This is a genomic window from Cellulomonas sp. NPDC057328 (genome assembly GCF_042667215.1).
Lineage (GTDB): Bacteria > Actinomycetota > Actinomycetes > Actinomycetales > Cellulomonadaceae > Cellulomonas.
On the sequence record NZ_JBHUZW010000036.1, the window covers coordinates 1 to 24,903 of the forward strand.

Sequence of the window (24,903 nt, forward strand, 5' to 3'; positions counted from 1 at the left end):
CGCCGGGAGCCCGTGGGGTCACTCGGTCGCGCCCTCGGTGGCCGCGTCGCCCGCGGTCCACTCCCAGAAGCCGTAGAAGATGGTCGGCGCGATGCCCAGCTTCTGGACGTTGCCGATCTTCTCCGGGTTGTACGCGGTGATGCCCGGGTGCTGGTAGATCGTCACGCCGAAGGCGTCGTCCACCAGGTGCTTCTCGACCTCGCCCAGGATGCGCTCCTGCTCGGCCGGGTCGGTCTCGACCTGGAGCTCGTCGAACAGCGCGTCGACCTCCGGGTTCGAGTAGCCGTAGTAGTTGTTCGTCGCGCCGGTGCGGAAGTTCGCGTCCGGCTCGGTGACGGCGGTCGAGGTCGACTGCCAGCCGAAGAGCGCCGCGTCGTAGAACGACGTCGCGTTCGACAGGTCCGTGCCCCAGTCGGTCTGCACGGTGTAGGCGACCACGTCGAAGCCGGCCTCGGCGGCCGACGCCTTCATGAGCTCGAACGTGTTCGAGCGACGCGTGTTGTTCGGGTCGAACAGCAGGCGGACCTGGACCGGCGTCGTGACGCCCGCCTCGGCGAGCAGCGCCTGCGCGCCGGCGATGTCGACGTCGGCGTACTCGGTGCCCTGGCCGCTGGCCTCGGCGACCGCGTCGTACATCGGCGAGCCGGGGACCTGCGTGAAGGAGTTGCGGACCTCGGCGTCGGGGTTCAGCGGCGTGATGAGGTTCTCGACGATCTGCTCGCGCGGGATCGTCTTGAGGAACGCCTGGCGGACCTTGCGGGCCTTCTCGGCGTCGCCGCCGTAGGTCGCGGGGTCGAACGGACCGCCGTTGCCCTGCTGCATGTCGACGTGCTCGTACGTGCCCTCGACGTTCGTCTCGACCTCGAGGCCGTCGATGGCCTCGAGCGCCGTCAGGACGTCGGCCGTCGACTGCGGGCTGATGAGGTCGACCTCACCGTTCTGCAGCGCCTGGACCTGGCCCATCGGGTCGCCGTTGTAGCGGACCGTGACCTGGTCGAAGACGGCGGGGCGGTCGCCCTCGTAGTTCTCGTTGGCCGAGAGCGTGAGGTACTGCTCCTCGACGAAGTCCGAGATGACGTACGGGCCGGACGTGACCAGCAGGTCCTCGTCCTCGGGCAGGGACGCGAAGTTCCAGTCCTCGCTCCAGACCTTGGCGATCTTGGAGAGGTCCTCGGGCTTGTTCTCGGTGATGGCCGAGACGAGGGCCTCGGTGGCCTCCGCCGGGTCCTCGATGCCGAGGGCGCGCTGCGCGACGATGTGCGCGGGGAGGTTGTTGTCGATCGACGTCTCCCAGTCCGCGAACGGCTTGGAGTACACCATCGTGATGGTGTCGCCCTCGATGGTCGGCGTCTCCTCGATGAGCGCGACCGACGGGCTCGCGGCGTCGAAGTACACGCCGGCGTCGACCGCCTCCTGGTTGGTGACGTTGCCCTCCTCGTCGAGCTCGGGCTCGACGTTGTTGAACTTGCCGCTCTGGGCAGCCCACTCGAGGAGGAGGTCGGCGGGGCCGGCGTCGACGCCGTCGGACCACTTCGCCGTGTCCGCGTACGTGTACTCGACGGTCAGCGGGTCGTCCGAGACCTTCTCCATCGTCCCGAAGGACTCGTCCGGGACGAGCTCGAGGTCGATGTCGTAGTCCACGAACCGCGAGTTGGCCATGTACGTGATGATGTTGTTGGCCGTCGCGTTGCCCGTGATGCTCTCGCCGTTGAAGGAGTAGAACGGCTGGTTCCAGGCGATGTTGACCGCGGTGCTGGAGTTGATCCCCGCGTTGTCGCCGTCGCCGCCCTCGCTACCGCCGTCCGAGCCGGAGCAGGCGGCGAGCGCGAGGACGCTGACCGACGCGACCGACGCGAGGACAGCCTTGCGTGTGATCCTCAATGTTCCTCCTGTGACGTGGAGGGCGCGGCCGCGGCGGTCCGCGCACGAGGCGCGGGGTGCCCGCGGAGCCATACTCGCCCGCCGGGAATTGCGCCAACGCTAGCCCCGGCCGAACGGACATATCGGGCACGGACGAGTGACCAGATCGATCGTTACCTGATTGATACTGGTGAGTACCGTCCAGCATACGAGACGTCCCCGGGGGAAACGCGCGTGAAACATGCGTGACACGCACCACCCCCGCGCGGGCGACGCGGTCACCCGGACGGCGGCAGCGCCCGGCGGGCGTCAGACGTTGAAGCGGAACTCCACGACGTCGCCGTCCGCCATCACGTAGTCCTTGCCCTCGATGCGCGCCTTGCCGGCGGCACGGGCCGCGGCCACCGAGCCCGTCTCGACGAGGTCGTCGAACGAGACGACCTCCGCCTTGATGAAGCCCTTCTGGAAGTCGGTGTGGATGACGCCCGCCGCCTGCGGCGCGGTCCAGCCGCGCCGGATGGTCCAGGCGCGCGACTCCTTGGGGCCGGCCGTGAGGTAGGTCTGCAGGCCGAGGGTGTGGAAGCCGACGCGCGCGAGCTGGTCGAGGCCCGCCTCCTCCTGCCCGTTGTCCGCGAGCATCTCGCGCGCCTCGTCGGGCTCGAGCTCGACGAGCTCCGACTCGAACTTCGCGTCGAGGAACACCGCGTCCGCGGGGGCGACGTGCGCGCGCAGGTCGTCCTGCATCGCCGTGTCGGCCAGGCCGTCGTCGTCGGTGTTGAAGACGTAGATGAACGGCTTCGTCGTCATGAGCTGGAACGACGCGAGGTCGGCGACGTCGACGCCCGCCGCGGCCGCGCCCTGGAAGAGGGTGGTGCCCTGCTCGAGGACGGCGAGCGCCTTCTGCGCCGCGGCGAGCTCGGCGGCGTCCGCCTTCTTCGCGCGCACCTCCTTCTCGAGGCGCGGCACGGCCTTCTCGAGCGTCTGCAGGTCCGCGAGCACGAGCTCGGTGTGGATCGTCTCGATGTCGTCCTTCGGCGAGACGCGGCCGTCGACGTGCACGACGTCGGGGTCGGCGAACGCGCGCGTGACGACGCAGATGGCGTCCGCCTCGCGGATGTTCGCGAGGAACTTGTTGCCCAGGCCCTCGCCCTCGCTCGCGCCGCGCACGATGCCGGCGATGTCGACGAACGACACCGTCGCCGGCAGGACCCGCTCGGAGCCGAAGATCTCGGCGAGGCGGTCCAGGCGCGGGTCCGGCAGCGGGACGACGCCGACGTTCGGCTCGATCGTCGCGAACGGGTAGTTCGCCGCGAGGACCTGCGCGCGCGTCAGCGCGTTGAAGAGGGTGGACTTGCCGACGTTGGGCAGGCCGACGATGCCGATGGTGAGCGCCACGTCGCCCGAGTCTACGGGCGCGCGGCGCCCGGCCCCGTCAGGGGAACGCGCGCATCCGCCCCAGGAGGTCGGGACCCGTGCGGTCGAGCACCCGCCCGCCCAGCACGACGCCCGCCACGAGCAGCGCCCCGCCCAGCAGCAGGCCGACCGCGAGGGTCGCCCAGCCGAGGACGGCCGAGTCCCGCACCACGGCCAGCACGCCCAGCACGATGGTGGGCGACGCGAGGAGCAGCACCACGGTGCTGCCGACGACCTGCGACGTGAACGCCGCCGCGCCGACGCCCTGCTTGGTCGAGAACGGGTTGTCCCCCGGCTGCTGCACGGGGTACACGACCATCGCCGACACGACGGACGCGCCCCCGAGCGAGGTGAGCAGCAGCCCGAGGCCCACGCCGAGCAGCGCGGGCAGGTGCTGCGTCGCGCCCGCGTAGGCCGCGGTGCCGACGCTGACGGCCACCGTCGCGGCGGCACCGAGCGTCCCGGCGACGACCACGCGGCCGCGGCGGTCGACGAGCCCGCGCACCGGGGCCGCGAGGTGCGTCCAGAACGCCGTGCCGTCGTACGCGACGTCCGCCGACACGCTCCACCCGACGAGCACACCGGTGAGCGGGCCGCAGGCCAGCAGCAGGCCGTCGGCCCCCGAGAACGCCAGCACCAGCGGCAGGATCGGGACGATCGCCACCGCCATCGCGTACCGCGGGTCGCGCAGCCAGTACGTCGCCGCCCGCGCCGCGATCGCCCCCGACGGGGTCGCGGGGAACCGCCCGAACCAGCCGAGCCCGCGCGCCTTGACCTCGTGCGACGCCGCGACCGGCTGGACCAGGGTGCGGGTCAGCGCGCGGTCCCAGACGACGTACGCCAGGGCGACGGTCGCGGCCGCCACCACCAGGCGCAGGACCGCGGCGCCGACGTCACCCGCGGCCACGGCGGGGGCGACCGCCCACGCCGCGCCGAGCGGCGTCCACGCGAGCACGTCGACGACGCGCCGCAGCCCGCCCTCGCCGAGGGCCGCCACGCCGGACGTCAGCCCGCCGAGGATCGGCCCGGTCAGCGCGAGGAGCAGCACCGCGGCGACCGCGACCAGCTCGCGCACGCGCCGGCGCGCGATCACCGGGGCCAGCGCGGCGGTCGCGGCGCGGGCGCCGACGAGGCACGTCGCGAGGCCCAGCACCGCACCCACCGCGCCCGCGAGCGCGGCGAGCGGCTCGCGCATCCAGACCCCGGCGGTGCCGAGCGCGACGAGGGCGGTGACGACGCCCGGCACGCCCACGAGACCGGCGAGCGTCAGGCCGACGAGCAGGTCGCGCCGCGGCACCGCGTAGGTGACGAACCGACGGGGGTCGAGCGTCGCGTCGACGCCGAAGGCGACCAGCGGGACGACCCACCAGCCGAGCACCAGCGCGGACCCGAGCAGCACGAGGACCGTCTCGCGCAGCGCGGCGTCCTGCACCGACAGCGCCACGAGCCCCACGGCGGCGAGCCCGAGCAGCACCAGCCCGTACAGGCCCGCGGCCACCAGGCCGAGCACCTGCCAGACGCTGCGCCGCAGGCCGTTGCGCAGCAGCGTGAGCTTCAGACGGACGAGGTGCCCAACCACTCCAGCCCCTCCCCCGTCACGCGGCCGCCGACGAGGTCGACGAACCGGTCCTCCAGCGAGCGGCCGGCGCGCACCTCGTCGACGGTGCCGGCGGCGAGCACGTGGCCGCCCGCGATCACCGCGACGTGGTCGCACATCCGCTGCACGAGGTCCATGACGTGCGACGACACGACGACCGTCCCGCCGCCCGCGACGTACCGCGCGAGGATCTCGCGGATGTTCGCGGCCGACACCGGGTCGACCGCCTCGAACGGCTCGTCCAGCACGAGCAGCCGCGGCGCGTGCACGAGGGCGCACGCGAGGGCCACCTTCTTCGTCATGCCCGCGGAGTAGTCCACGACGAGCGTGTTCGCGTCCGCGGCCAGGTCCATGGCCGCCAGCAGGTCGCGGGTGCGCGACTCCACCGTCGGCCGGTCGAGGCCCTGCAGGAGGCCCGCGTACGTGATGAGCTGCGCGCCCGTGAGCCGGTCGAACAGGCGCACGCCGTCCGGCAGCACGCCCAGCGAGCGCTTGACCTCCGTCGGGTGCGCCCACAGGTCCACGCCGTGCACGTGCACGGTCCCGTGGTCCGGCCGCAGGAGGCCCGTGGCCATCGACAGCGTGGTCGTCTTGCCGGCGCCGTTGGGGCCGACGAGCCCGTAGAAGGAGCCCGCGGGGATGGTGAGGTCGACGCCGCCGACCGCGATCTTCTCGCCGAACCGCCGCCACAGGCCGCGCAGCTCGAGCGCGGGCGGGGCCCCCGGCCCGGCGGGGGACGCCGGTGCGGGTGGCACGGGGACCGGCACCGGGACCGGCACGGCCGGCGCCGCGACCGGCGGGACGGCGGGAGCGCGGGGGGTCGGGTCCGGCTCGCGCGGGTGCTCGGTCGCCATGGCGGCCAGCATAGGTGCAGGTCCCGACGCCGGGTCCGGGCCCCGTGCCCGGCCCTCACCTGTCCGGTCATGTCGGTGGCGCCTGGCAGGGTGCCGCCCATGGTGCAGATGTCGGTCGGTGCGCTCGTCCTCACGCTGCTCGCCGGCGTCCTCGTCGGCGCGGCGCTCGGCGGCGCCGTCGCCTGGGTCGCGGCGGGGGCGCGCGCGGCACGCGGGGCCGAGCGGCGCGTGCGCGCGGCGGAGGTCGAGGCGACGCGTGCCCGCTCGCTGCTCGAGGCGCGCGGCGACGGCGACGACGAGCGGTTCCGCGCGCTCGCGGCCGACGCCCTCACCGCGACGAGCGAGCAGTTCCTCGCGCTCGCGCACCAGCGCATGGCCGCCGAGCACCAGACGAGCGCGGCCGAGCTGGCGCGGCGCGAGGAGTCGGTGCGGACGATGGTCGAGCCGATCGCCCGCACGCTCGACCAGGTCCGCACGGAGCTCGCCACCGCGCAGCGGGCCCGCGCGGCGGGCGACGCGGCGCTCGGCGAGCAGGTGCGAGCCATGCGGGAGGCGTCCGAGCACCTGCGCGGCCAGACGGCGCAGCTGGTCACTGCTCTGCGCGCGTCGCACGTGCGCGGGCGCTGGGGCGAGGTGCAGCTGCGGCGGGTGGTCGAGGCCGCGGGCATGCTCGCGCACGTCGACTTCGTCGAGCAGGCGTCGGTGCGCACGGACGACGGCGTGCTGCGCCCCGACATGGTGGTGCGGCTCGCGGGCGGCAAGAACGTCGTCGTCGACGCGAAGGTCGCGTTCCTCGGCTTCCTCGAGGCCAGCGAGGCGACGGACGAGCGCGTGCGCGCCGAGCGCATGGCCGCGCACGCCCGCCACGTCCGCGCGCACGTGGACGCGCTCGCCGCCAAGCGCTACTGGGACCAGTTCGCGCCGGCGCCCGAGTTCGTCGTCATGTTCGTGCCGGCCGAGTCGTTCCTGCACGCGGCCGTCGAGCAGGACCCCGGCATCGTCGAGTACGCGTTCGAGAGCAACGTCGTGCTGGCGACGCCGACGACCCTGCTCGCGCTGCTGCGGACCGTCGCGTACGCGTGGAAGCAGGACGCGCTCGCCGCCAACGCGCAGCAGGTGCTCACGCTCGGCAAGGAGCTGCACGGGCGGCTCGCGACGCTCGGCGGCCACCTCACGCGGCTGGGCCGCGCGATCGACGCGGCGGCCGGTGCCTACAACCAGACGGTGGCGTCGCTCGAGACGCGCGTGCTCGTGAGCGCGCGCCGGTTCGCCGACCTGCACGTCGTCGACGCCGACCTGCCGACGCCACCGCCCGCCGACCCGCGGCTCGCGACGGTGACCGCGCCCGAGCTCGTCGCGTTCAGCACCGCGCAGGCGGTCGTGCTCGACGAGCACGTGCCCGCCGACCGCCTCCCGTCCGAGCACGTCGCCACCGACCACGTGCCCGGCGCGCGGCCGTCCGCCGACGACGAGGGGATCCGCTCGGGCGCGCGATGAGCTGCCGGCCCGACCGGACGGGGGCGGACGGGCCCGGCGGTCGGACGGGCCGGACGGTCAGACGGGCCGGACGGTCAGACGGGCTGGACGCTCAGCGCGCGACGGCCGTCGCGACGCGGGCGCGGGTCACCGGCGCCGCCGGCCTTCAGGTCGGCGCGCAGCTCGCGCGGCAGCGAGAACATGAGGTCCTCGGTGGCCGTGCGGACCTCCTCGACGTCGCCGTAGCCGAGCTCGGCCAGACGCGCCAGGACCGCGTCCACCAGCACCTCGGGCACGGACGCGCCGGAGGTCACGCCCACGGTCGACGCCCCCGCGAACCACGCGGGGTCGATCTCGTCCGCGCCGTCGATGCGGTAGGACGAGCGGGCGCCGGCGTCGAGGGCGACCTCGACGAGGCGGACCGAGTTGGAGGAGTTGGCCGAGCCGACCGTCAGCACGACGTCGCACTGCGGTGCCAGCTTCTTCACCGCGACCTGGCGGTTCTGCGTCGCGTAGCAGATGTCGTCGCTCGGCGGGTCCTGCAGGTGCGGGAAGCGCTCGCGCAGCCGGCGCACCGTCTCCATCGTCTCGTCGACCGACAGGGTGGTCTGCGAGATCCACACGACCCGCTCGGGGTCGCGGACCACGACGTCGTCGACCGCGTCCGGGGAGTTGACGACCTGGATGTGCTCCGGCGCCTCGCCCTGCGTGCCCTCGACCTCCTCGTGCCCGTCGTGCCCGATGAGCAGGATGTCGAAGTCGTCCGACGCGAAGCGCACGGCCTCCTTGTGCACCTTGGTCACCAGGGGGCACGTCGCGTCGATGGTCTGCAGGCTGCGGGCCTCGGCCGACGCCCGCACCGCCGGCGAGACGCCGTGCGCGGAGAACACGAGCCGGGCGCCCTCGGGCACCTCGTCGGTCTCGTCGACGAACACCGCGCCGCGGGCGGCGAGCGTCTCCACGACGTACTTGTTGTGCACGATCTCCTTGCGGACGTACACCGGGGCGCCGTAGTGGTCGAGCGCCTTCTCGACCGCGACGACGGCGCGGTCGACGCCGGCGCAGTAGCCGCGGGGGGCGGCGAGCAGGACACGCCCGCGCACGTCGGGCCGGTCGGTCGCGGTGAGGGTCACCGTCCCAGTCTAGGTCGCGCGGGACGCGCACTCCCGGGCACGTGGTGGGCGCCACGTGGTGATCCTGTGCACGCGGGCAGGGTGCGCGCGCGGCGGCGTCGGTGGCGTGGGGCAGGCTGGGCGCGTGGACCTCGACGACTCCCCCGGCGGCCCGGCCGCGCCGGCGCCCGAGCGCCTGCCCCTGCCGCTCAAGGCCGGCGAGACGACGCCCGAGCGCCCGTGGCCCGTCCGGCACCTCGCGCCGAAGGTCGCGGAGTACGTCGCGCGCATGCCGGCGGTGTGGGTGGAGGGTCAGGTGCTCAACCTGCGCCGGTGGAACTCGCTGCTGTTCCTCACGCTGCGCGACACCGACCTCGACATGTCGCTGTCGGTGACGCTGCCCGCCGTCGCGGCGATGTCGCTGGGCGAGCGGTTCCACGACGGCGCGCACGTCGTCGTGCACGCCAAGCCGCAGTTCCAGCCGAAGAAGGGGTCGCTCGGGTTCTCCGCCGACCGGGTGCGCCTCGTCGGCCTCGGCGAGCTCCTGGCCCGCATCGAGCACCTCAAGGGCGTGCTCGCCGCCGAGGGGCTGTTCGACGCCCGCCGCAAGCGCCCGCTGCCGTTCCTGCCGGGCGTCGTCGGGCTGGTGTGCGCCCAGCAGGGCGACGCCGAGCACGACGTCGTGTCCAACGCCCGCGCCCGCTGGCCCGCGGTCCAGTTCGAGGTCCGGCGCGTCACCGTCCAGGGGCCGTCGGCCGTGCCCGAGGTGGCCGCCGCGATCGCCGAGCTCGACGCGGACCCGCGCGTGGACGTCGTCGTGGTGGCGCGCGGCGGCGGCTCGTTCGAGGACCTGCTGCCGTTCAGCAACGAGACCCTCGTGCGCGCCGCGGCCGCGTGCCGCACGCCGCTGGTGAGCGCCATCGGCCACCACATGGACGCGCCGCTGCTCGACCTCGTCGCCGACCTGCGCGCGTCGACGCCCACCGACGCCGGCAAGCGCGTCGTGCCGGACGTCGCCGAGGAGCGTGCGCGCCTCGTCCAGGCCCGCACGCGCGCGCACGCCGCGCTCCAGCACCGCCTCACCCGCGAGGAGCACCACCTCGCGCACCTGCGCACGCGCCCCGTGCTCGCGCAGCCGTGGACGCTCGTCGACCCGCACGAGGTCCGGCTGCACCGGGCGGTCGACCGCGGGCGCGGCCTGCTGGACGGTGCCCTGACGCGCGCGGCCGGCGACGTCGGACGGCTCGCGGCGCAGGTGCGCGCGCTGTCCCCCGCGGCGACGCTCGAGCGGGGGTACGCGGTGGTGCAGCGCGCCGACGGGCACGTCGTCCGCTCACCCGGCGACGTCGCGGCCGGCGACCCGGTGCGCCTGCGGCTCGCGGACGGCGAGCTCGGCGCGACCGTGCGCGGCTGACGGGCGGCCGGCCGGCCGTGCGCGAGCGACGGGCGGGCGGCCGACCACGCGGCCGGCCTGCGCGGCCGCCCCTGCGCGGCCCAGCGGGCCGTTCGCCGGGCGGACGGCCGCGCCCGTGTCGGGACGTGCTGGTTGACTGTGCCCGTGGCACGCCCGACCGACCCCTCGCCCGACGACGTGGCCGCCCGCGACGCGTCCTCCCCCACGACGTCCTCCTCCACGACGTCGTCCCCGGAGACGTCGTCCCCCGACACCGCGTCGCTGACGTACGAGCAGGCGCGCGACGAGCTCGTCGGCGTCGTCGAGCGCCTCGAGACCGGGGCCGCGACGCTCGAGGAGTCGCTCGCGCTCTGGGAGCGCGGCGAGGCGCTCGCCGCACGGTGCCAGCAGTGGCTCGACGGCGCGCGGGAGCGGCTCGAGGCCGCCCGTCGCGAGGGCGCCGGCGCCGCGGACGGGGCCGCGTCGTGAGCGCGGCGGAGCAGACGACGGCCGACGGCGCCGCGACGCCGGCCGCCCGCGCCCTCGTCGTCGGCGAGGCGCTCGTCGACGTGGTCGAGCGGCCCGACGGGACGCGCGAGGAGATCGCCGGCGGCAGCCCCGCCAACGTCGCCGTCGGGCTGGCGCGGCTGGGCCGCCGCGCCGACCTGCTGACCTGGCTGGCGCCCGACGCGGCGGGCGACCTCGTGCGCCGCCACCTCCAGGGTGCGGGCGTGCACGTGCTCACCGGCGACCGTGCCGCGGCGCGGACGTCGCTCGCGACGGCGCACCTCGACGCCGCGGGCGCCGCCACGTACGACTTCGACCTCGAGTGGGACCTCCCCGACGCGTGGGACGGCGACGCCGGCGACCCGCTGGTGGTGCACACCGGCTCGATCGCGGCGGTGCTGCGACCGGGCGGCGCGCGCGTCGCGGACCTGCTGGAGCAGCGGCGCGCGACCTCGACGGTCACGTACGACCCGAACCTGCGGCCCGCGCTCATGGGCGACCCGGCCGACGTGCTGCCCGTCGTCGAGCGGCTCGTGCGCGCGGCCGACGTGGTGAAGGTGAGCGACGAGGACCTGGCGTGGCTGCTGCCCGGCGTCGCACCGGCCGAGGTGGCCGAGGAGTGGAGCCGCGGCGGCCCGGCACTGGTCGTCGTGACGCACGGCGGCGAGGGCGCGTTCGCGTGCACCGCGGCGGGCGCGCGCCTGCAGGTCGCCGCGCCGCGCGTGCGCGTGGCGGACACCGTCGGCGCCGGTGACTCGTTCATGGCCGGGCTCGTCGACGGCCTCTGGTCCGCCGGCCTGCTCGGCGCCGACCGGCGCGAGGCGCTGCACGACGTCGCCGCGTCGACCGCCGAGGACGTCCTCGCACGGTGCGCGCGCATCGCCGCGATCACCGTGTCCCGGCGCGGCGCCAACCCGCCGCGCACCGACGAGCTCGACGACCCGTCGGTGCTCGCCGCCGTCCTGGCCGACCCCCGGACCTGACGGCCCGCACGCGCCCGCAGCCGGGCCCGCCCGTCACCCGCCCGTCATCAGCACCGCACCCGCACACCGCCCGAGGAGCCGCATGACCACCGCGCCCCAGTCCCTCACGCCCGCGCAGGCGTGGGCCGCCCTCACCGCCGGCAACACGCGCTTCGTCGAGGACCGCATGGAGCACCCGTCGCAGGGCGTCGACCGGCGCGCGGAGATCAGCGCGGAGCAGCACCCGTTCGCGGTCGTCTTCGGCTGCTCGGACAGCCGCGTCGCGGCGGAGATCATCTTCGACCAGGGGCTCGGGGACGTGTTCGTCGTGCGGACCGCCGGCCACGTGCTCGACACGACGGTCATCGGGTCCATCGAGTACGGCGTCGAGGTGCTCGGCGCGCCGCTCGTCGTCGTCCTGGCGCACGACCGGTGCGGCGCGGTCGCCGCGGCGTCGGAGGTCCTGCACGGCGGGCAGATGCCGGCCGGGTTCGTCCAGGCGGTCGTCGACCGGGTGATCCCGTCGATAATCGGGCTGTCGGCGAGCGACCGGCCGCTCGACTCGTTCGAGGCCGCCGAGCTCGGGCACGAGCACGTGCTGCACACCGCGAAGACGCTGCACGGCTACTCGGTGTCGCTGGCCGACGCCGTGGCGGAGGGCCGCTGCGCGATCGTCGCGGTCGAGTACACCCTCGCCGACGGCCGCGCGACGCTCGCGCACGTCATCGGCGACATCGGCGTCGACCCGGCCGAGGTGGCCGTCCCGGCCTGACCGGCGCCGCCACGCAGCACCACCGGGTGCGGCGGCGTCAGCGCGCCGCCCGCACCCCCGGCTCGCCGTCGTGCGCCGTGACGCGCTCCCGCCAGTACCGCGAGCCGTCGGCGCGCCGGCCCACGAGACCGGCCTCGACGAGCTCGCGCCGCAGGCGCACCGGGTCGTCGGCGAACGGGACGAGGCGCGCCATGAGCTCGTCCTCGCCCAGCTCCTCGCCGGGTGCGACGAGCATCGCGGCGACGTGCTCGACGAGGTCGTCACGGTCGCGGGTCCGCCGCGGCGTGGTCACGAACCGCCCCCGCACGAGGAAGCGCTCGGCGGCGCAGCCGGTGCCGTCCGGGGCGTCGGGACCGTCGGGTGCGTCGAGGCCGCCGGGACCGGCCGGGGTGCTCTCCATGCCCCCATCGTCGGCACGCCGGCCCGGCAGGGGAAGCGGATACGCGCGCCCGCGCCCGGCCCGGTGCTGGACCGGACCGGGCGCGGGACCGCGGTGGGCGACGGCGTCGCCGGTCAGGCCGCGGGCGTGCTCCGCTCGGCGCGCCGCGCCTCGCGCCGCTGCGCCCGCTCGAGCGCGCGCGCCCGCTCGGACTCGCTCTCGGCGTCCGCCGCGCGCGCGGCCTCCTCGTCGTACGTGAGGTTGTCGCCGGTCTCCGGGTCGAAGACCATCAGCCGCGACGGGTCGAACCAGAGCTCGGCGACGTCGCCGTCCCGGACGTGGCTCTCGGCGCCGAGTGCCGCGACGAGCTGCGTGCGCATGCCCTCGCCGTCGAGGTCGCGGTCGAGCTCCTCGAGCGTGCCGCGCACCTCCTCGCGCGTCTCGAACGGGATGTACGCGTAGAGCTCGGCGCCCAGCCACTCGACCACGTCGACGTCGGCCTCGAACGTGACGCCCTTCGCGGCGGTCGCCTCGTCGAGCGTGTCGGCGTCCTCCAGGTGCTCGGGGCGCAGCCCGACGATCACGAGCTTGCGGTCGCCGATCCGACGGCGCAGTCCCTCGGACAGCGGGACGTCCGCGAGGGGCATCCGCAGCGCGTCGCCCTCGACCTGGCCGGGCAGGAAGTTCATCGGCGGGGAGCCGATGAAGCCGGCGACGAACAGGTTGACGGGCTGCTCGTACAGCGCGCGGGGGCTCGCGGCCTGCTGCAGGACACCCTTCTTCAGGACGGCGACGCGGTCGCCGAGCGTCAGCGCCTCGGTCTGGTCGTGCGTGACGTAGATGGTCGTCGTGCCGAGCCGGCGCTGCATGCGGGAGATCTCGGTGCGCATCTGCCCGCGCAGCTTCGCGTCGAGGTTGGACAGCGGCTCGTCGAAGAGGAACGCGCGCGCGTCGCGGACGATCGCCCGTCCCATCGCGACGCGCTGGCGCTGCCCGCCCGACAGGTTGGCCGGCTTGCGCTCGAGGTGCTCGTTGAGCTCGAGCGTGTCGGCCGCCTTCTGCACGCGCGTGCGGATCTCGTCCTCGGAGTACCTCCCCTTCTCCAGCCGCAGCGGGAAGGCGATGTTCTCGTACACCGTCAGGTGCGGGTACAGCGCGTAGTTCTGGAACACCATCGCGAGCTTGCGGTCGCGCGGCGCCTTGTCGTTGACGACGTCGCCGTCGATGACGATCTCCCCGTCGGAGATGTCCTCCAGCCCGACGACCATCCGCAGCAGCGTCGACTTCCCGCAGCCGGACGGGCCGACGAGGATGACGAACTCCCCGTCCTTGATGTCCAGGCTGACGTCGTTCACAGCGGGGTACCCGTCGCCGTACTTCTTCACCACGTGGCTCAGCGTGATCGCGGCCATCTGCGCACTCCTCTCGGTCTCGGGCGGCGGGCGTCAGCCCTTGACCGCGCCCTGGGTCAGGCCGGCGACGATCTGCCGCTGGAACAGCAGCACGAGCACGACGACGGGGATGGTGACGATGACGGCGGCGGCGGACGTCGCGCCGGTGGGCTCCTCGAACTGCGAGGCGCCCGTGAAGAACGCGAGCGCCGCGGGCACGGGCCGCGCGGCCTCGGTGGACGTGAGCGAGATGCCGTAGACGAAGTCGTTCCAGGCGAGGAAGAAGGCGATGATCGCGGTGGTCGCGACGCCCGGGCCGGCCAGCGGGACGATGACCTTGCGGAACGCCTGCCACGTCGTCGCGCCGTCGACCTGCGCCGCCTGCTCCATCTCCCACGGGATCTCGCGGAAGAACGCGGTGAGGGTCCAGATGGACAGCGGGAGCGTGATCGACAGGTAAGGGATGACGAGCCCCGCCCACGTGTCGTACAGCCCGATCGAGCGCCAGATGTTGAACAGCGGCGTGACGATCGAGATGACGGGGAACATCGACACCGCCAGCGACAGCCCGAGCACGAACGCCTTGCCCGGGAAGTCCAGCCGCGCGATCGCGTACGCGGTGAGCGCCGCCAGCACGACGGCGATGAGCGTCGCGATGAGGCAGATGCCGACCGAGTTGCGCAGCGCCGGCAGGAACAGGTCCGACGCCGAGCCCGTGAGGATGAGCTGGTAGTTCTGCCAGGTCACCGCGGACGGGAGGAACGACCCGTTGTCGAGGTCGGACGGCGCCTTGAGGCTCAGCGAGATGATCCAGGCCACCGGGAAGAGGCAGTACAGGATGATCAGCAGGCCGCCGACCCACCACCAGACCTTCGTGCGCGCGGTGCTCATCGGCCACCCCTCGTCGACGCGGCGAGGTTCACCTTGAACCCCTTGACGAACAGCAGGGCGATCAGCGCGACGAGGATCGTCAGCAGCACCGACACGGCCGAGCCGACACCGATCTCGAGCCGCTGGATGGTCTGCCGGTACGCGAGGAACGCGACCGACTCGGTGCCCGCCGCACCGTTCGTCATGATGAAGATGTTGTCGAAGATGCGGAACGCGTCGAGCGTCCGGAACAGCAGCGCCACCATGATCGCGGCCTTCATGTTCGGGATCGTCACCCGCCACAGCCGCTGCCACGCGGTCGCGCCGTCGACCTTGGCGGCCTCGGACAGCTCGCCCGGCACCTGCGCGAGGCCCGACAGCAGCAGCAGCGAGATGAACGGCGTGGTCTTCCAGACCTCGGACAGGATGATGACGCTCACCGCGGAGCCGAACGTCGCGAACCAGTCCTTGCTGTCCGCGACGAACGGCAGCCAGCTGTTCACGAAGCCGCTGGTCAGGTCGAACATGTAGAGGAACGCGAACGCGGAGACGACCGTGATGATCGCGTACGGGATGAGGATCGCCGTGCGCAGCGCCGGCCGCAGCGTGGTGAGCGCGTGGTTCATCACGAGCGCGAGGCCGAAGCCGAGGACCAGCTCGATCGCCACCGTGATCACGGTGATGAGCACCGTGACGCCGAGCGCCTGCCACCAGATGGGGTCGGTGAGCACCAGCAGGTAGTTCTGCAGGCCGGCGAACGCGCGCGCGTCCGGGTTGGTGAGGCGGTAGTCGAACAGCGAGTCCCACACCGCCTGCAGGATCGGGTAGCCGACGACCGCGACGAGCACGAGCACCGCCGGCGCGCACAGCAGCATGCCCAGCCGCGCCTCCTGCCGGGCGCGGTCGGACCGGCGCGGCGCCCCGCTGCGGGCGCTGCGCCCGCGCGGGCGGTCGTCCTTCGCGAGGGCGGGGGGCGCCCCGGCCACGGAGCTCACAGGAGGGCCTCCCCGCTCAGCACGGCCTCGATCAGCTCGTCGGCCTCGCGCGGGCTGGTGTCGGGGCTGACGGACCCCGGCGCGTGCCACGTGCGCTGCAGGCTGGTGGAGACCTCGTTGTAGAACTGCGTCTGGGGGCGGGGCGCCGCGTTCTGCAGCGACTCGCGGATGACGTCCGCCATGGGGAAGGCCTCCTGGACCTCCGGGTCGTCGAAGGCGACCAGGCTGGACGGCGGGTTGCCGTCGGACACGAAGTACTCGGCCTGCTTCGCCGGGTCGACGATGCACTGCACGGCCTCGAAGGCGAGGTCGACGTGCTCGCTGAAGGCGCCGACGCCGAGGTTGATGCCGCCGTACGGCGGGCGGGACTCCTGCCCCTCGTCCACCTGCGGGTACAGCGCCCACCCGTAGTCCTCGACGACCGACGGGTCGAGCGACCCGGACTCGACGGCGCCGTTGGCGCGCGGCCAGACGAACGGCCAGTTGACCATGAAGCCCGCGGTCTCGTCGTTCTCGAACATGCTGGCGTTGATGTCCTCGTTGGCGTTCGCGAGCTGCGGGCCGCCGACGCCCGCGTCGGCGAGCGTCGCGATGACCTCGGCCGCCCGGCGTCCGGCGTCGGTGTCGAGGGACGGGGCGATGTCCGCGCCCTCCTCGGCCTCCGGGTCGCCGAGCACGTGCCCGCCGGCGGACTCGACCAGCGCGTTCACCCACACCGTGAGCGACTCGGCGCGCACGCCCTGGACCGCCACGGTCCTGCCCTGGTCCGCGGCGGCCTGGACGATCTGGTCCCACGTGACCGGCTGCGTCATGTCGAGCCCCGCCGCCTCCGCCACCGACGTGCGGTACCAGAGCAGCTGCGTGTTGGCCCAGAACGGGACGGTGACGAGCTCGTCGCGGAACGTCGCACCGGCGACGGCGCCCTCGGCGACGTCCTGCGTGACCGCCTCGGCGACGTCGTCGGGGATGGGCGCGAGGAAGCCCGCGTTGGCGAACTCCGGGATGTACGGCGGGTCGAGCGACATGATGTCGATGGACGCGTCGTTGGCCGCGAGCCGGCGGATGAGCTGCTCGCGCTGCCCGGGGGCGTCGCGCGGCAGGAGCGCCGTCTCGATCGCGTAGGCGCCGTCGGACTCCTCGGTGCACTGCTCCGCGATGCGGGACTGCCCGCCGGAGTCCGGGTTGATGTACCAGGTGAGCGTCGGCGGTCCCGCCTCGGCCGTCGCGCACGCCGCCAGCGGAGCCACGAGGGCCGCCGTGGCGAGCAACGCTGCTCGTCGTCGCACCGTCCCTGCCTCTCTCCCGGGGGTCGGGGTGGACCCCATCCGACTACCAGTCGGCCGGTCCCGCCACCGGAGCGAGACGCGCGTCCACCAGTGGGAGGATGCAGGGCATGACTTCCCCCACCGGTCCCGACGTCGCGGCTGGCCCGGAGGCCGCCGCCACCCCGCCCACCACGCCCGCCGAGCCCGAGTTCCGCATCGAGCACGACACGATGGGCGAGGTCCGCGTGCCCGCCCACGCGCTGTACCGCGCGCAGACGCAGCGCGCGGTCGAGAACTTCCCCATCTCCGGCAGCACGCTCGAGCGGGGGCACGTCGAGGCCCTCGCGCGCGTGAAGAAGGCCGCGGCCCGCGCCAACGCGGAGCTCGGCGTCCTGCCGCAGGACGTGGCGGACGCGGTCGTCGCCGCCGCGGACGAGGTCGCGAGCGGCGTGCACGACGCGCACTTCCCCGTGGACGTCTACCAGACGGGCTCCGGGACGAGCTCGAACATGAACACCAACGAGGTGCTCGCGACGCTCGCGACGCGCCTGCTGGGCCGCGACGTGCACCCGAACGACCACGTCAACGCGTCGCAGTCGTCGAACGACGTGTTCCCGACGTCGGTGCACGTGGCCGCGACGGCGGGCGTCGTGCGCGACCTCGTGCCCGCGCTCGAGCACCTCGCCGGCGCGCTCGAGGAGAAGGCGACCGCGTGGGCCGAGGTCGTCAAGGCCGGCCGCACGCACCTCATGGACGCGACGCCCGTGACGCTCGGCCAGGAGTTCGGCGGCTACGCGGCGGCCGTGCGGTACGGCGTCGAGCGCCTGCAGGCCGCGCTCCCCCGGGCCGCCGAGGTGCCGCTCGGCGGCACGGCCGTCGGCACCGGCATCAACACGCCGGCCGGCTTCCCGCAGCGGGTCATCGCGCTGCTGGTCGAGGACACGGGCCTGCCGCTGACCGAGGCGCGCGACCACTTCGAGGCGCAGAGCTCGCGCGACGGCCTCGTCGAGCTGTCGGGCGCGCTGCGCACCATCGCGGTGAGCCTGACGAAGATCTGCAACGACCTGCGCTGGATGGGCTCCGGCCCGAACACCGGGCTCGGCGAGCTCGCGATCCCCGACCTGCAGCCGGGCTCGTCGATCATGCCGGGCAAGGTGAACCCCGTGGTGCCCGAGGCGGTGCTCATGGTGTGCTCGCGCGTCGTGGGCAACGACGCGACGGTCGCGTGGGCCGGCGCGAGCGGCTCGTTCGAGCTCAACGTGCAGATCCCGGTCATCGCGTCGGCCGTGCTCGAGTCGGTGCGGCTGCTCGCCAACGCGTCGCGCGTGCTCGCCGACCGGACGGTCGCCGGCCTGACGCCGAACGTCGAGCGCGCCCGTGCCCTCGCCGAGTCCTCGCCGTCGATCGTCACGCCGCTCAACCGCGTGATCGGCTACGAGGCCGCCGCGGCGATCGCCAAGCACGCCGTGAAGACCGGCGTGACGATCCGCCAGGCGACCCTCGACCTCGGGCACGTGGAGCGCGGCGACCTGACGCTCGAGCAGCTCGACGCGGCGCTCGACGTGCTGTCGATGACGCGGCCGCCGCAGGCCTGACGCGCACCGCACGACGGCCCGCCCGGCACGACCGGGCGGGCCGTCGCCGTCCCCGCGCAGAAACTTTCTCCCGGCCCACCCCAACCTTTCGGTCGTGTCCGGACCGTGACCGTCACGGCGTCCCCGGCCCCGCGCCCGGCCCCTAGCGTGGGCGCGCAACCACGCCGGGCGCGACGGAGTCCCGGGCCGACGCGAGGGGGACCACGTGAGGTGGCGGCTGCGCGTGCTGACCGGCCGGCTTCGCGACCAGGCGGCGGTCGTCGCGACGGTCGCGCTCGTCGCGCTCGTCGCCACGACCCTGCTCGGCACGTTCGCGCTGCTGCTCGACGGCACGGCGCACGACGCGCTCGACGAGGCGCTGCACCGCGCGGACACCGAGGACGTGCGGATCGACGCGGTCGCGCGCGTCAACGGCGGCGACGTCGCCACGGTCGTCGCGACGACGAGCGGGACCCTGCGGGACGTGCTCGGCGCGCTGGACGCCGACGAGGAGGTCTGGCTCACCGGCGGGCTGCACTGGCTGCCCGGCCTGGCGTCCGACGGCCGCACGGCGCCACTCGCCTACGCGGCCGACTACCCGGCCGTGGCGGAGCACGCCGAGGTCGTCGCCGGCGCGCTCCCCGACCGCGCGCGCGACGACGCGGGGCGGCTGCTCGTCGCCGTGCCGGCCGTCGCGGCCGAGCGGTACGGCTGGCAGGTCGGCTCCGTGGTCGAGGCGGGCGCCGGACCGCGCGAGGGGCCCGACACGTGGGTCGTCACCGGCCTGCTGGAGCTCGGCGGCCCGCTCGGCACGTGGGACCGCGACCGGCTGCGGGGCGCCGCGCACGACCCGCGGCACCCCGTGCCCGGCGGTGGCGGCATGGTCACCACCGACGCGTGGGGGCCGATGGTCGTCGCGCCCGGCGCCCTGACGGCCACGGACGCGGTCGAGACCGTGCACACGACCGTGGTCCCGCAGCTCGCGGGCGCGCCGCGCGGCGCCGTGGCCGCCCTGCGCACGGCCGTCGACGACGCGCAGCTCGCCGTGACGTCGGCGCTGGACGGCACGCCCGCCAACGCGCGGGTCAGCACGTTCGTGCACCGCACGATCGACGCGACGTGGCGCGAGCTCGCGGTGACGCGGGTCGCGGTCCTCGTCGTCGGCCTGCTCCTGGGCGTGCTGGCGACGACGGTCATGCTGCTCGCGGCCGGCCTGCTCGGCGAGCGCCGCGCCACGGAGGGCAGCCTGCTCGTCTCGCGCGGCGCCTCGCCGCGCCAGCTCCGCTCGCTGGCGGTCCTCGAGGCCGCCGTCCTCGCGGCCGGGGCGACGCTCGTGGCGCCCTGGCTCGCACTGGGCGCGTACGGCGCGCTCGTCTCGGGCGGGCTGCTCGGCCCGGCGGGCTTCCGCGTGCCGGGCGTGCCACCGCTCGCGGGTGTGCTGACCTGCGCGGTCGTCGCCGCGGTCCTCGCGGTCGCGGTCGTCCTGCCGCAGTGGCGCCCGGCCGCGTCGGCCCGCGCGGGGCGCGCCCGGCTGGCGCGCGCGGGCGCCGACCTGGCGCTCGTGGCCGTCGCGGGCCTCGCGGCGTGGCAGCTCCTCAGCTACGGCGGCCCCCTGCCCGGCGGCGCGCCCCGCGTCGACCCGGTGCTGGCCGTGGCGCCGGCGCTCGTCGCCGTCGGCGGCGCCGTGCTCGCCCTCCGGCTGGTCCGCCCCGTGGGCGCCGCGGCCGACGCGCTGGCCCGGCGCAGCAGCGCGCTCGTGGGGCCCGTGGCCGCGTGGCAGGTCGCGCGCCGCCCGGCGTCGGCGTCGGGCGCCGTGCTCGTGCTCGCGGTCGCGGTCGCGTGCGCGACGTTCGCGCAGTCCTTCCAGGCGACGTGGCGCACGTCCCAGGTGGAGCAGGTCGAGCTGGCGGTCGGCACCGACGTGCGGGTCGACGACCTCGACGGCGACGGCGTCGCGAGCGCGCGCACGGTCGACGAGGTGCTGGCGGCGCACCCGGACGCGGCCGCCGTCCCCGTCCTGGACCGCGCGGTGACGCTCGGCGCCGCGATCGGGACCGACAGCACCGCGACCGCGTCCGGCCGGAGCGCCCAGCTCCTCGCCGTCGACGCCACGCGTCCCGACGTGCTGCGGGGCCGCACGGACGCCGGCTGGGCCGCGGTGCTCGCCGACCTGGCGCCGCCGCCGCCGCCGGCGGAGGACGACCCGGAGCGGACCGCGGCGGTCCCCCTGCCCGGCGACCCGCGGTGGCTCGTGCTCGACGTGACGCCCACCGCGACGCAGCCGTCGGTCGGCCAGGTGAACCTGTCGTTCCTGCTGCGGGACGCCCGCGGCGTGCACGCCTGGACGCACGGCAGCCTGCCGAGCCTGCACGAGCCGCTGGAGCTGGCGACGGGTGTGCCGACGCTCGCCCTGCCCGTCGAGCTGGTGGGCGTCACGGCGCACGTCGTGGTCGACGAGGCCGCGCCCCCGCTCGAGGAGGGGTTCGGCACCGACCAGCTGCAGCTCGACCTGAGCTCCGTGCGCGTCGTGGACCGTGCCGAGGGCGTCGAGTGGTGGGAGGCCGGCACGGCGCCGTCCACCCCCGTCGCGATCGGGTCGGTGCGCTGGGGCGGGACCGCCACGACGGCCCTCGGCGAGAATCCGCTGCGGCTGCGCCCGGCGGGCACCGACGCCACGACGATCGGCGGCCGGGTCGAGCTCACGGACACGTGGGCCGGCGCGGGCGGCACCCTGCGGGCGACGGCGTGGACGACGGACGAGGGCGGCGTCCCGGTCGTCCTCGCCGCACCCGTCGCCGCCGACCTCGCGCTCGGCACCGGCGACGTCGTGGTGCTGAACGTCGGCGAGGCGCGCGTCCGGGCCCGGGTCGCGCGCGTCGCCCCGCAGCTGCCGGGCGCGGCGCGCGGGACCGACGTGCTGGCCGACACGCGGGCGCTCGCACGGGCGCTCGCCGACACGGGCAGCATCGCGCAGCAGGTCGACGGCTGGTGGGTCGCGGTCCCCGCCGGCGACGACGCCGCGCGCACGGTCGGCGACGACCTCGCGGCCGTCGCGGTCGGCGACGTGACGGTCCGCGCCGACGCGGCCGTGGACGCGACGCGCGGCCCGTTGCGCGTCGCGGTGCCCGTGGCCCTCGGGCTCGTGACGCTCGCCGCGGGGCTGCTCGTGGTGGTCGGCATCGGCGCGAGCGCCGGCGTGGCGCTGCGGGGGCGCCGGCTGGAGCTGGCCCGGCTGCAGGCGCTCGGCGCGGACCGGCGCGACCTCGTCCGCGCGCTCGTGCTGGAGAACGCCCTCCTGGTCGGGCTCGGCACCGCCGCCGGCGTCGTCGTCGGCGTGCTGCTCGGCCACGTCGTCGGGCCGGTCCTCACGACGTCGCCGGACGGACGCAGCCCGTCGCCACCCGTCCGCGTGGTGTGGGACTGGCTGCCGCAGACCGGCCTCGTCGCGGGGCTCGCCCTCGGCGCGTGCGCCACCGTCGCGGTCGTCGGGACGCTGCTCGTGCGCCGCACCACCGGCGCGCTCCTGCGACTGGGGGACGACCGATGACGACCTCGGCGACGCGCCTGCGCGCCACGACGGCCGGCGCGCTGCTGGTCGGGCGGCGGCGCGCCGCGCAGGACGTCGGCCTGCTGGCCGGCACCACGCTGCTCCTCCTCGCGGCGCTGCTGCTGGCGCTCGCGCTGCCGCGGCTCGTCGACCGTGCGGCCGACACCGCCGCGCGCGCGGCCGTCGAGCGCGCCGGCACGGCCGCCGACCTCGTCGCCGACCCCGGCGGCTCGGTCGTCGGCGACGTGCTGGGGCCCGCGGCCGCGACGGCGGGCTGGCTCGCCGCGGAGTTCCCCACGGGGCTCGGCCCGCGCAGCGCGTCGGCGCGGACGTCGACGTTCCTCGCGGACGCCCCCGGCGGCGACCGGTTCTTCACGCGCCTCGCCGTCGTGGTGCCGCTCGAGGACGCGGACCGCGCCGACGGGCTCGTGCGCTGGGTCGCCGGCACCGAGCCGGCCCCGGTCGCCGAGGAGCTGCAGGTCGGCCCGGAGCGGCCGGAGCTGCCCGGCCGCGTGGAGGTCGGCATGAGCGCCGCCGCGGCCCGGACGCTCGGCGTCACGGTCGACGACGGGCCGTTCGTCGTCGAGCGCGGGCGCACCGCACGCGGGCCCGAGTCGCTCCTGGTCGTCACCGGCCTGTACGAGCCGCTCGACCCCGCCCACACCGCGTGGCGCGACCTGCCCGAGCTGGTCGACGTGGTGCCCGTGACCGCGGCGTCGGACGTCGACACGCTGGCGGGGCTGTACGTGCCCGTCGGCGTGCTCGAGGACCTCGCGACGGTCGTCACGCCGCAGTCGCTGCAGACGACGGTGCGGGCGACCGTCGACACGACGCGGACCACGCTCGACGAGCTGCGCGCGCTGCGCCGCACGGTCCTGCACGTGTCCGCGACGTCCGGCCGCGTCAGCACCGACCTGCCCGCCGTGCTCGACGCCTTCGAGGACCGCCTCGTCGCCGCGCGCGCGCAGGCGTCCCTCACGATCATCGGCATCGCCGCGACGGCGGCCCTGTGCCTCGTGCTCGCCGGCGGCCTGCTCGCCGGGCGGCGGCGCGCGCTCCTCGCCGCCGAGCGGGCGCGTGGCGCGTCGCTGGTGTCGGTCGTCGTGCGGGCGCTGGTCGAGACGGTGCCGCTCGTGGCCGTGACCGCCGCCGTGGCGGTCGCCGTGGTGCTCGTGGCGCTGCCGGGCGCGACCGGGACCGTCGCCGTCGCCGCGGCCGTCGCCGCCGTGGCGGTGCTGGCCCCCGCGGTGCTCGCCGCCCAGGCGGCCGCCGCCGCGTGGACGCGGCGGCGCGTGCCGACCGACGCCGACGAGCGCGCGCACGCGGCCACGGTCCGCACCCTGCGGCGCGTGACCGCCGAGCTGCTCGTGGTCGTGCTCGCCGTGGCCGCCGTCGTCTCCGTGCGCCGCCGCGGGCTCGTGCCGGTCGGCGACGGCGACGTCGACCCCCTGCTCGCGGCCGCGCCCGTGCTCGTCGCCGCCGCCGCGGCGCTCGTCGTCGTGCGGGTCGCGCCGGCGGCCGTGGGCGCCGCCGGGCGGCTCGCCGCCCGGTCGCGCGGCCTGGCGGCACCGCTGGCGGTCGCCCGCGCGCACGGCGCGGCGACCGCGGTGACGCCGCTGCTCGCGGTGACCGTCGCGGTCGCGCTGGTCGTGCTGTCCGGCACGCTCGTGCAGAGCGTGCGGAGCGGGCAGCAGGACGCGGCCGACCTGCGCGTCGGCGGCGACCTGCGCCTCGACGGCCGCCTCGACCGCGACCTCGGCCGGGCCGCGCTCGCGGCGCTGCCCGACGCGGCCGGCGTCGACGCGCTGGCGTCCGGCAGCCAGCTGTCCGGGCGCACCGTGGGGTCGGGGCTCGGCCTGACCGCGACGCTGCTCGTCGTGGACGCCGCCGAGCTGGCGCGCGTGCGGGCCGACCGCGGGCTGCCCGTCGACGCCGGCCTCGCCGCGCTCGGCACGGCGGACGCCGACGGCACCGTGCCCGCGCTGGTGAGCGCCGGCCTCCTCGACCGGCTGTCCGCCCACCCGGTCGAGGGCGACCTCCGGGTCGGCGTCCTGGGCGAGCCGGTGGCCGTCGACGTGCGCGGCACCACCGCGATGCTGCCCGACGCCGGCGCACCCCCGCTCGACGCCCGCGCCGCCGCACCCGCCGCGGTCGAGGACGACGGCCTCGTGGTCGTGGACCGCGACGCCCTCCTCGCGACCGGCGTCGACGTGCCGGCGCCCGACCGCGCGTGGCTGAGCGGCCCCGGCGCCGTGGCCGCGGTGACCGCGCTCGCGCTGCCGCCCGCGGCGGCGTCCGGCATCACCGTGACCACGCACGACGGGTGGTCCCGGGCGTGGACCGGGGACCCGCTGACCGCGGCGCTGCAGGGGCTGCAGGCGGCCGGCGTGGGCGTGCTCGCGCTGCTGCTCGTGCTCACCCTCGTGCTCGTCGTCGTGGCGACGTCCCGCGAGCGCGGACGCACGCTGTCGACCCTGCGCACCCTCGGCCTCGATGCCGGGACCGCCCGCGCGGCGACGCTCGGCGAGCTGGCACCGCTGGCCGTCGGCGGCCTGCTCGGCGGCGCCGTGATCGGGCTGGTCGTGCCCTGGCTCGTCACCGACGCCCTGGGCCTGCCGTGGCTGACGGGCGACCCGCGGGGCGGCCGCGTCGTGCCCGTGGTGTGGCCGGTCGTCGTGGCCGCGGGTGCGCTCCTGGCGGCGCTCGCCGTGGCGGTCGGCGTCGAGCAGGCCGTGCGCCGGCGCGACCGGCTCGGCGACGTGCTGCGCGTCGGCGACCGCTGACGCGAGCCGTCCCGAGAACTTCCTCCGCCTGCGACCCAACGTTTTCGGCGTGTCCGTACCGTGACGTGGAAACGGTCCCACCTGCGGTGACGCGCCTCCTAGCCTGATCGCGCAGCACGCCGGGCACGACGCCCGGCGGCGACACGAGGGGGT

General features: G+C 75.6%; 18 protein-coding genes. 8 read left to right on the forward strand and 10 right to left on the reverse strand.

The features are described 5' to 3' along the window. Positions 1-18: 18 nt before the first annotated feature. The 4 genes from ACFUMH_RS08760 to ACFUMH_RS08775 all read right to left on the reverse strand — a co-directional run bounded on the left by ACFUMH_RS08760 (position 19) and on the right by ACFUMH_RS08775 (position 5,724). Entirely contained in the window at positions 19-1,881 is a 1,863-nt protein-coding gene (locus ACFUMH_RS08760; RefSeq protein WP_378203481.1) for an ABC transporter family substrate-binding protein, read from the reverse strand. Positions 1,882-2,169: 288 nt separating this feature from the next. Further along, positions 2,170-3,255: a redox-regulated ATPase YchF gene (ychF, locus tag ACFUMH_RS08765; protein ID WP_378203484.1), complete on the reverse strand. Its 1,086-nt coding sequence runs from the start codon at positions 3,253-3,255 to the stop codon at positions 2,170-2,172. 37 nt (positions 3,256-3,292) lie between these two features. After that, positions 3,293-4,852, reverse strand: coding sequence for a hypothetical protein (locus ACFUMH_RS08770; RefSeq protein WP_378203487.1), 1,560 nt, complete (start codon positions 4,850-4,852; stop codon positions 3,293-3,295). Further along, entirely contained in the window at positions 4,828-5,724 is an 897-nt protein-coding gene (locus ACFUMH_RS08775) for an ABC transporter ATP-binding protein (RefSeq protein ID WP_378203490.1), read from the reverse strand. The genes ACFUMH_RS08770 and ACFUMH_RS08775 overlap by 25 nt, the downstream gene beginning before the upstream one ends. A gap of 99 nt (positions 5,725-5,823) precedes the next feature. On the opposite strand from ACFUMH_RS08775, the gene ACFUMH_RS08780 reads away from it, so the two are divergent. After that, complete coding sequence (locus ACFUMH_RS08780) at positions 5,824-7,221, forward strand: DNA recombination protein RmuC (RefSeq protein ID WP_378203493.1); 1,398 nt, start codon at positions 5,824-5,826, stop codon at positions 7,219-7,221. A 74-nt stretch (positions 7,222-7,295) separates the two neighbouring features. Here the strand turns inward: ACFUMH_RS08780 and ACFUMH_RS08785 are convergent, their stop codons facing one another. Then, positions 7,296-8,333: a 4-hydroxy-3-methylbut-2-enyl diphosphate reductase gene (locus ACFUMH_RS08785; protein WP_378203496.1), complete on the reverse strand. Its 1,038-nt coding sequence runs from the start codon at positions 8,331-8,333 to the stop codon at positions 7,296-7,298. Between the two features lie 124 nt (positions 8,334-8,457). On the opposite strand from ACFUMH_RS08785, the gene xseA reads away from it, so the two are divergent. From xseA to ACFUMH_RS08805, 4 genes are all read left to right on the forward strand, one after another. Further along, entirely contained in the window at positions 8,458-9,726 is a 1,269-nt protein-coding gene (gene xseA, locus ACFUMH_RS08790) for an exodeoxyribonuclease VII large subunit (protein WP_378203499.1), read from the forward strand. A 177-nt stretch (positions 9,727-9,903) separates the two neighbouring features. Continuing rightward, a complete protein-coding gene (locus tag ACFUMH_RS08795) occupies positions 9,904-10,194 on the forward strand; it encodes an exodeoxyribonuclease VII small subunit (RefSeq protein WP_378203543.1) in 291 nt (96 codons plus the stop codon). Then, positions 10,191-11,195 carry a carbohydrate kinase gene (locus tag ACFUMH_RS08800; protein ID WP_378203502.1) on the forward strand — a complete coding sequence of 335 codons (1,005 nt, stop codon included), beginning with the start codon at positions 10,191-10,193 and terminating at the stop codon, positions 11,193-11,195. Before ACFUMH_RS08795 ends, ACFUMH_RS08800 begins: the two co-directional genes overlap by 4 nt. Before the next feature lie 82 nt (positions 11,196-11,277). Further along, a complete protein-coding gene (locus tag ACFUMH_RS08805) occupies positions 11,278-11,946 on the forward strand; it encodes a carbonic anhydrase (RefSeq protein WP_378203504.1) in 669 nt (222 codons plus the stop codon). 37 nt (positions 11,947-11,983) lie between these two features. Here ACFUMH_RS08805 and ACFUMH_RS08810 read toward each other — a convergent pair whose 3' ends face one another. The 5 genes from ACFUMH_RS08810 to ACFUMH_RS08830 form a co-directional block, all read right to left on the reverse strand. Beyond that, positions 11,984-12,346, reverse strand: a complete 363-nt coding sequence (locus tag ACFUMH_RS08810; protein WP_378203507.1) for a DUF2087 domain-containing protein — start codon at positions 12,344-12,346, stop codon at positions 11,984-11,986. A gap of 113 nt (positions 12,347-12,459) precedes the next feature. Further along, positions 12,460-13,737, reverse strand: coding sequence for an ABC transporter ATP-binding protein (locus tag ACFUMH_RS08815; RefSeq protein WP_378203510.1), 1,278 nt, complete (start codon positions 13,735-13,737; stop codon positions 12,460-12,462). Positions 13,738-13,770: 33 nt separating this feature from the next. Beyond that, positions 13,771-14,607 (reverse strand): carbohydrate ABC transporter permease, encoded by an 837-nt coding sequence (locus tag ACFUMH_RS08820; protein WP_378203513.1) that lies wholly within the window; start codon positions 14,605-14,607, stop codon positions 13,771-13,773. Continuing rightward, complete coding sequence (locus tag ACFUMH_RS08825; RefSeq protein WP_378203516.1) at positions 14,604-15,581, reverse strand: carbohydrate ABC transporter permease; 978 nt, start codon at positions 15,579-15,581, stop codon at positions 14,604-14,606. The genes ACFUMH_RS08820 and ACFUMH_RS08825 overlap by 4 nt, the downstream gene beginning before the upstream one ends. Beyond that, a complete protein-coding gene (locus ACFUMH_RS08830; RefSeq protein WP_378203519.1) occupies positions 15,578-16,867 on the reverse strand; it encodes an extracellular solute-binding protein in 1,290 nt (429 codons plus the stop codon). The genes ACFUMH_RS08825 and ACFUMH_RS08830 overlap by 4 nt, the downstream gene beginning before the upstream one ends. A gap of 107 nt (positions 16,868-16,974) precedes the next feature. Here ACFUMH_RS08830 and ACFUMH_RS08835 point away from each other — a divergent pair, with 107 nt between their 5' ends. From ACFUMH_RS08835 to ACFUMH_RS08845, 3 genes are all read left to right on the forward strand, one after another. Further along, positions 16,975-18,441 carry a class II fumarate hydratase gene (locus ACFUMH_RS08835; protein WP_378203522.1) on the forward strand — a complete coding sequence of 489 codons (1,467 nt, stop codon included), beginning with the start codon at positions 16,975-16,977 and terminating at the stop codon, positions 18,439-18,441. A 205-nt stretch (positions 18,442-18,646) separates the two neighbouring features. Beyond that, positions 18,647-21,967 carry an FtsX-like permease family protein gene (locus tag ACFUMH_RS08840; RefSeq protein ID WP_378203525.1) on the forward strand — a complete coding sequence of 1,107 codons (3,321 nt, stop codon included), beginning with the start codon at positions 18,647-18,649 and terminating at the stop codon, positions 21,965-21,967. Continuing rightward, the gene (locus ACFUMH_RS08845; RefSeq protein ID WP_378203528.1) at positions 21,964-24,750 is read left to right on the forward strand and encodes an FtsX-like permease family protein; all 2,787 of its coding nucleotides are present in this window, start codon (positions 21,964-21,966) and stop codon (positions 24,748-24,750) included. Before ACFUMH_RS08840 ends, ACFUMH_RS08845 begins: the two co-directional genes overlap by 4 nt. Positions 24,751-24,903 lie beyond the last annotated feature (153 nt).

Coding starts and splice junctions, on each gene's coding strand:
- ACFUMH_RS08780 (WP_378203493.1), top strand. CDS start 5,824: ATGGTGCAGATGTCGGTCGGTGCGCTCGTCCTCACGCTGCTCGCCGGC.
- ACFUMH_RS08810 (WP_378203507.1), bottom strand. CDS start 12,346: ATGGAGAGCACCCCGGCCGGTCCCGGCGGCCTCGACGCACCCGACGGT.
- ACFUMH_RS08815 (WP_378203510.1), bottom strand. CDS start 13,737: ATGGCCGCGATCACGCTGAGCCACGTGGTGAAGAAGTACGGCGACGGG.
- ACFUMH_RS08835 (WP_378203522.1), top strand. CDS start 16,975: ATGACTTCCCCCACCGGTCCCGACGTCGCGGCTGGCCCGGAGGCCGCC.
- ACFUMH_RS08775 (WP_378203490.1), bottom strand. CDS start 5,724: ATGGCGACCGAGCACCCGCGCGAGCCGGACCCGACCCCCCGCGCTCCC.
- ACFUMH_RS08845 (WP_378203528.1), top strand. CDS start 21,964: ATGACGACCTCGGCGACGCGCCTGCGCGCCACGACGGCCGGCGCGCTG.
- ACFUMH_RS08820 (WP_378203513.1), bottom strand. CDS start 14,607: ATGAGCACCGCGCGCACGAAGGTCTGGTGGTGGGTCGGCGGCCTGCTG.
- ACFUMH_RS08805 (WP_378203504.1), top strand. CDS start 11,278: ATGACCACCGCGCCCCAGTCCCTCACGCCCGCGCAGGCGTGGGCCGCC.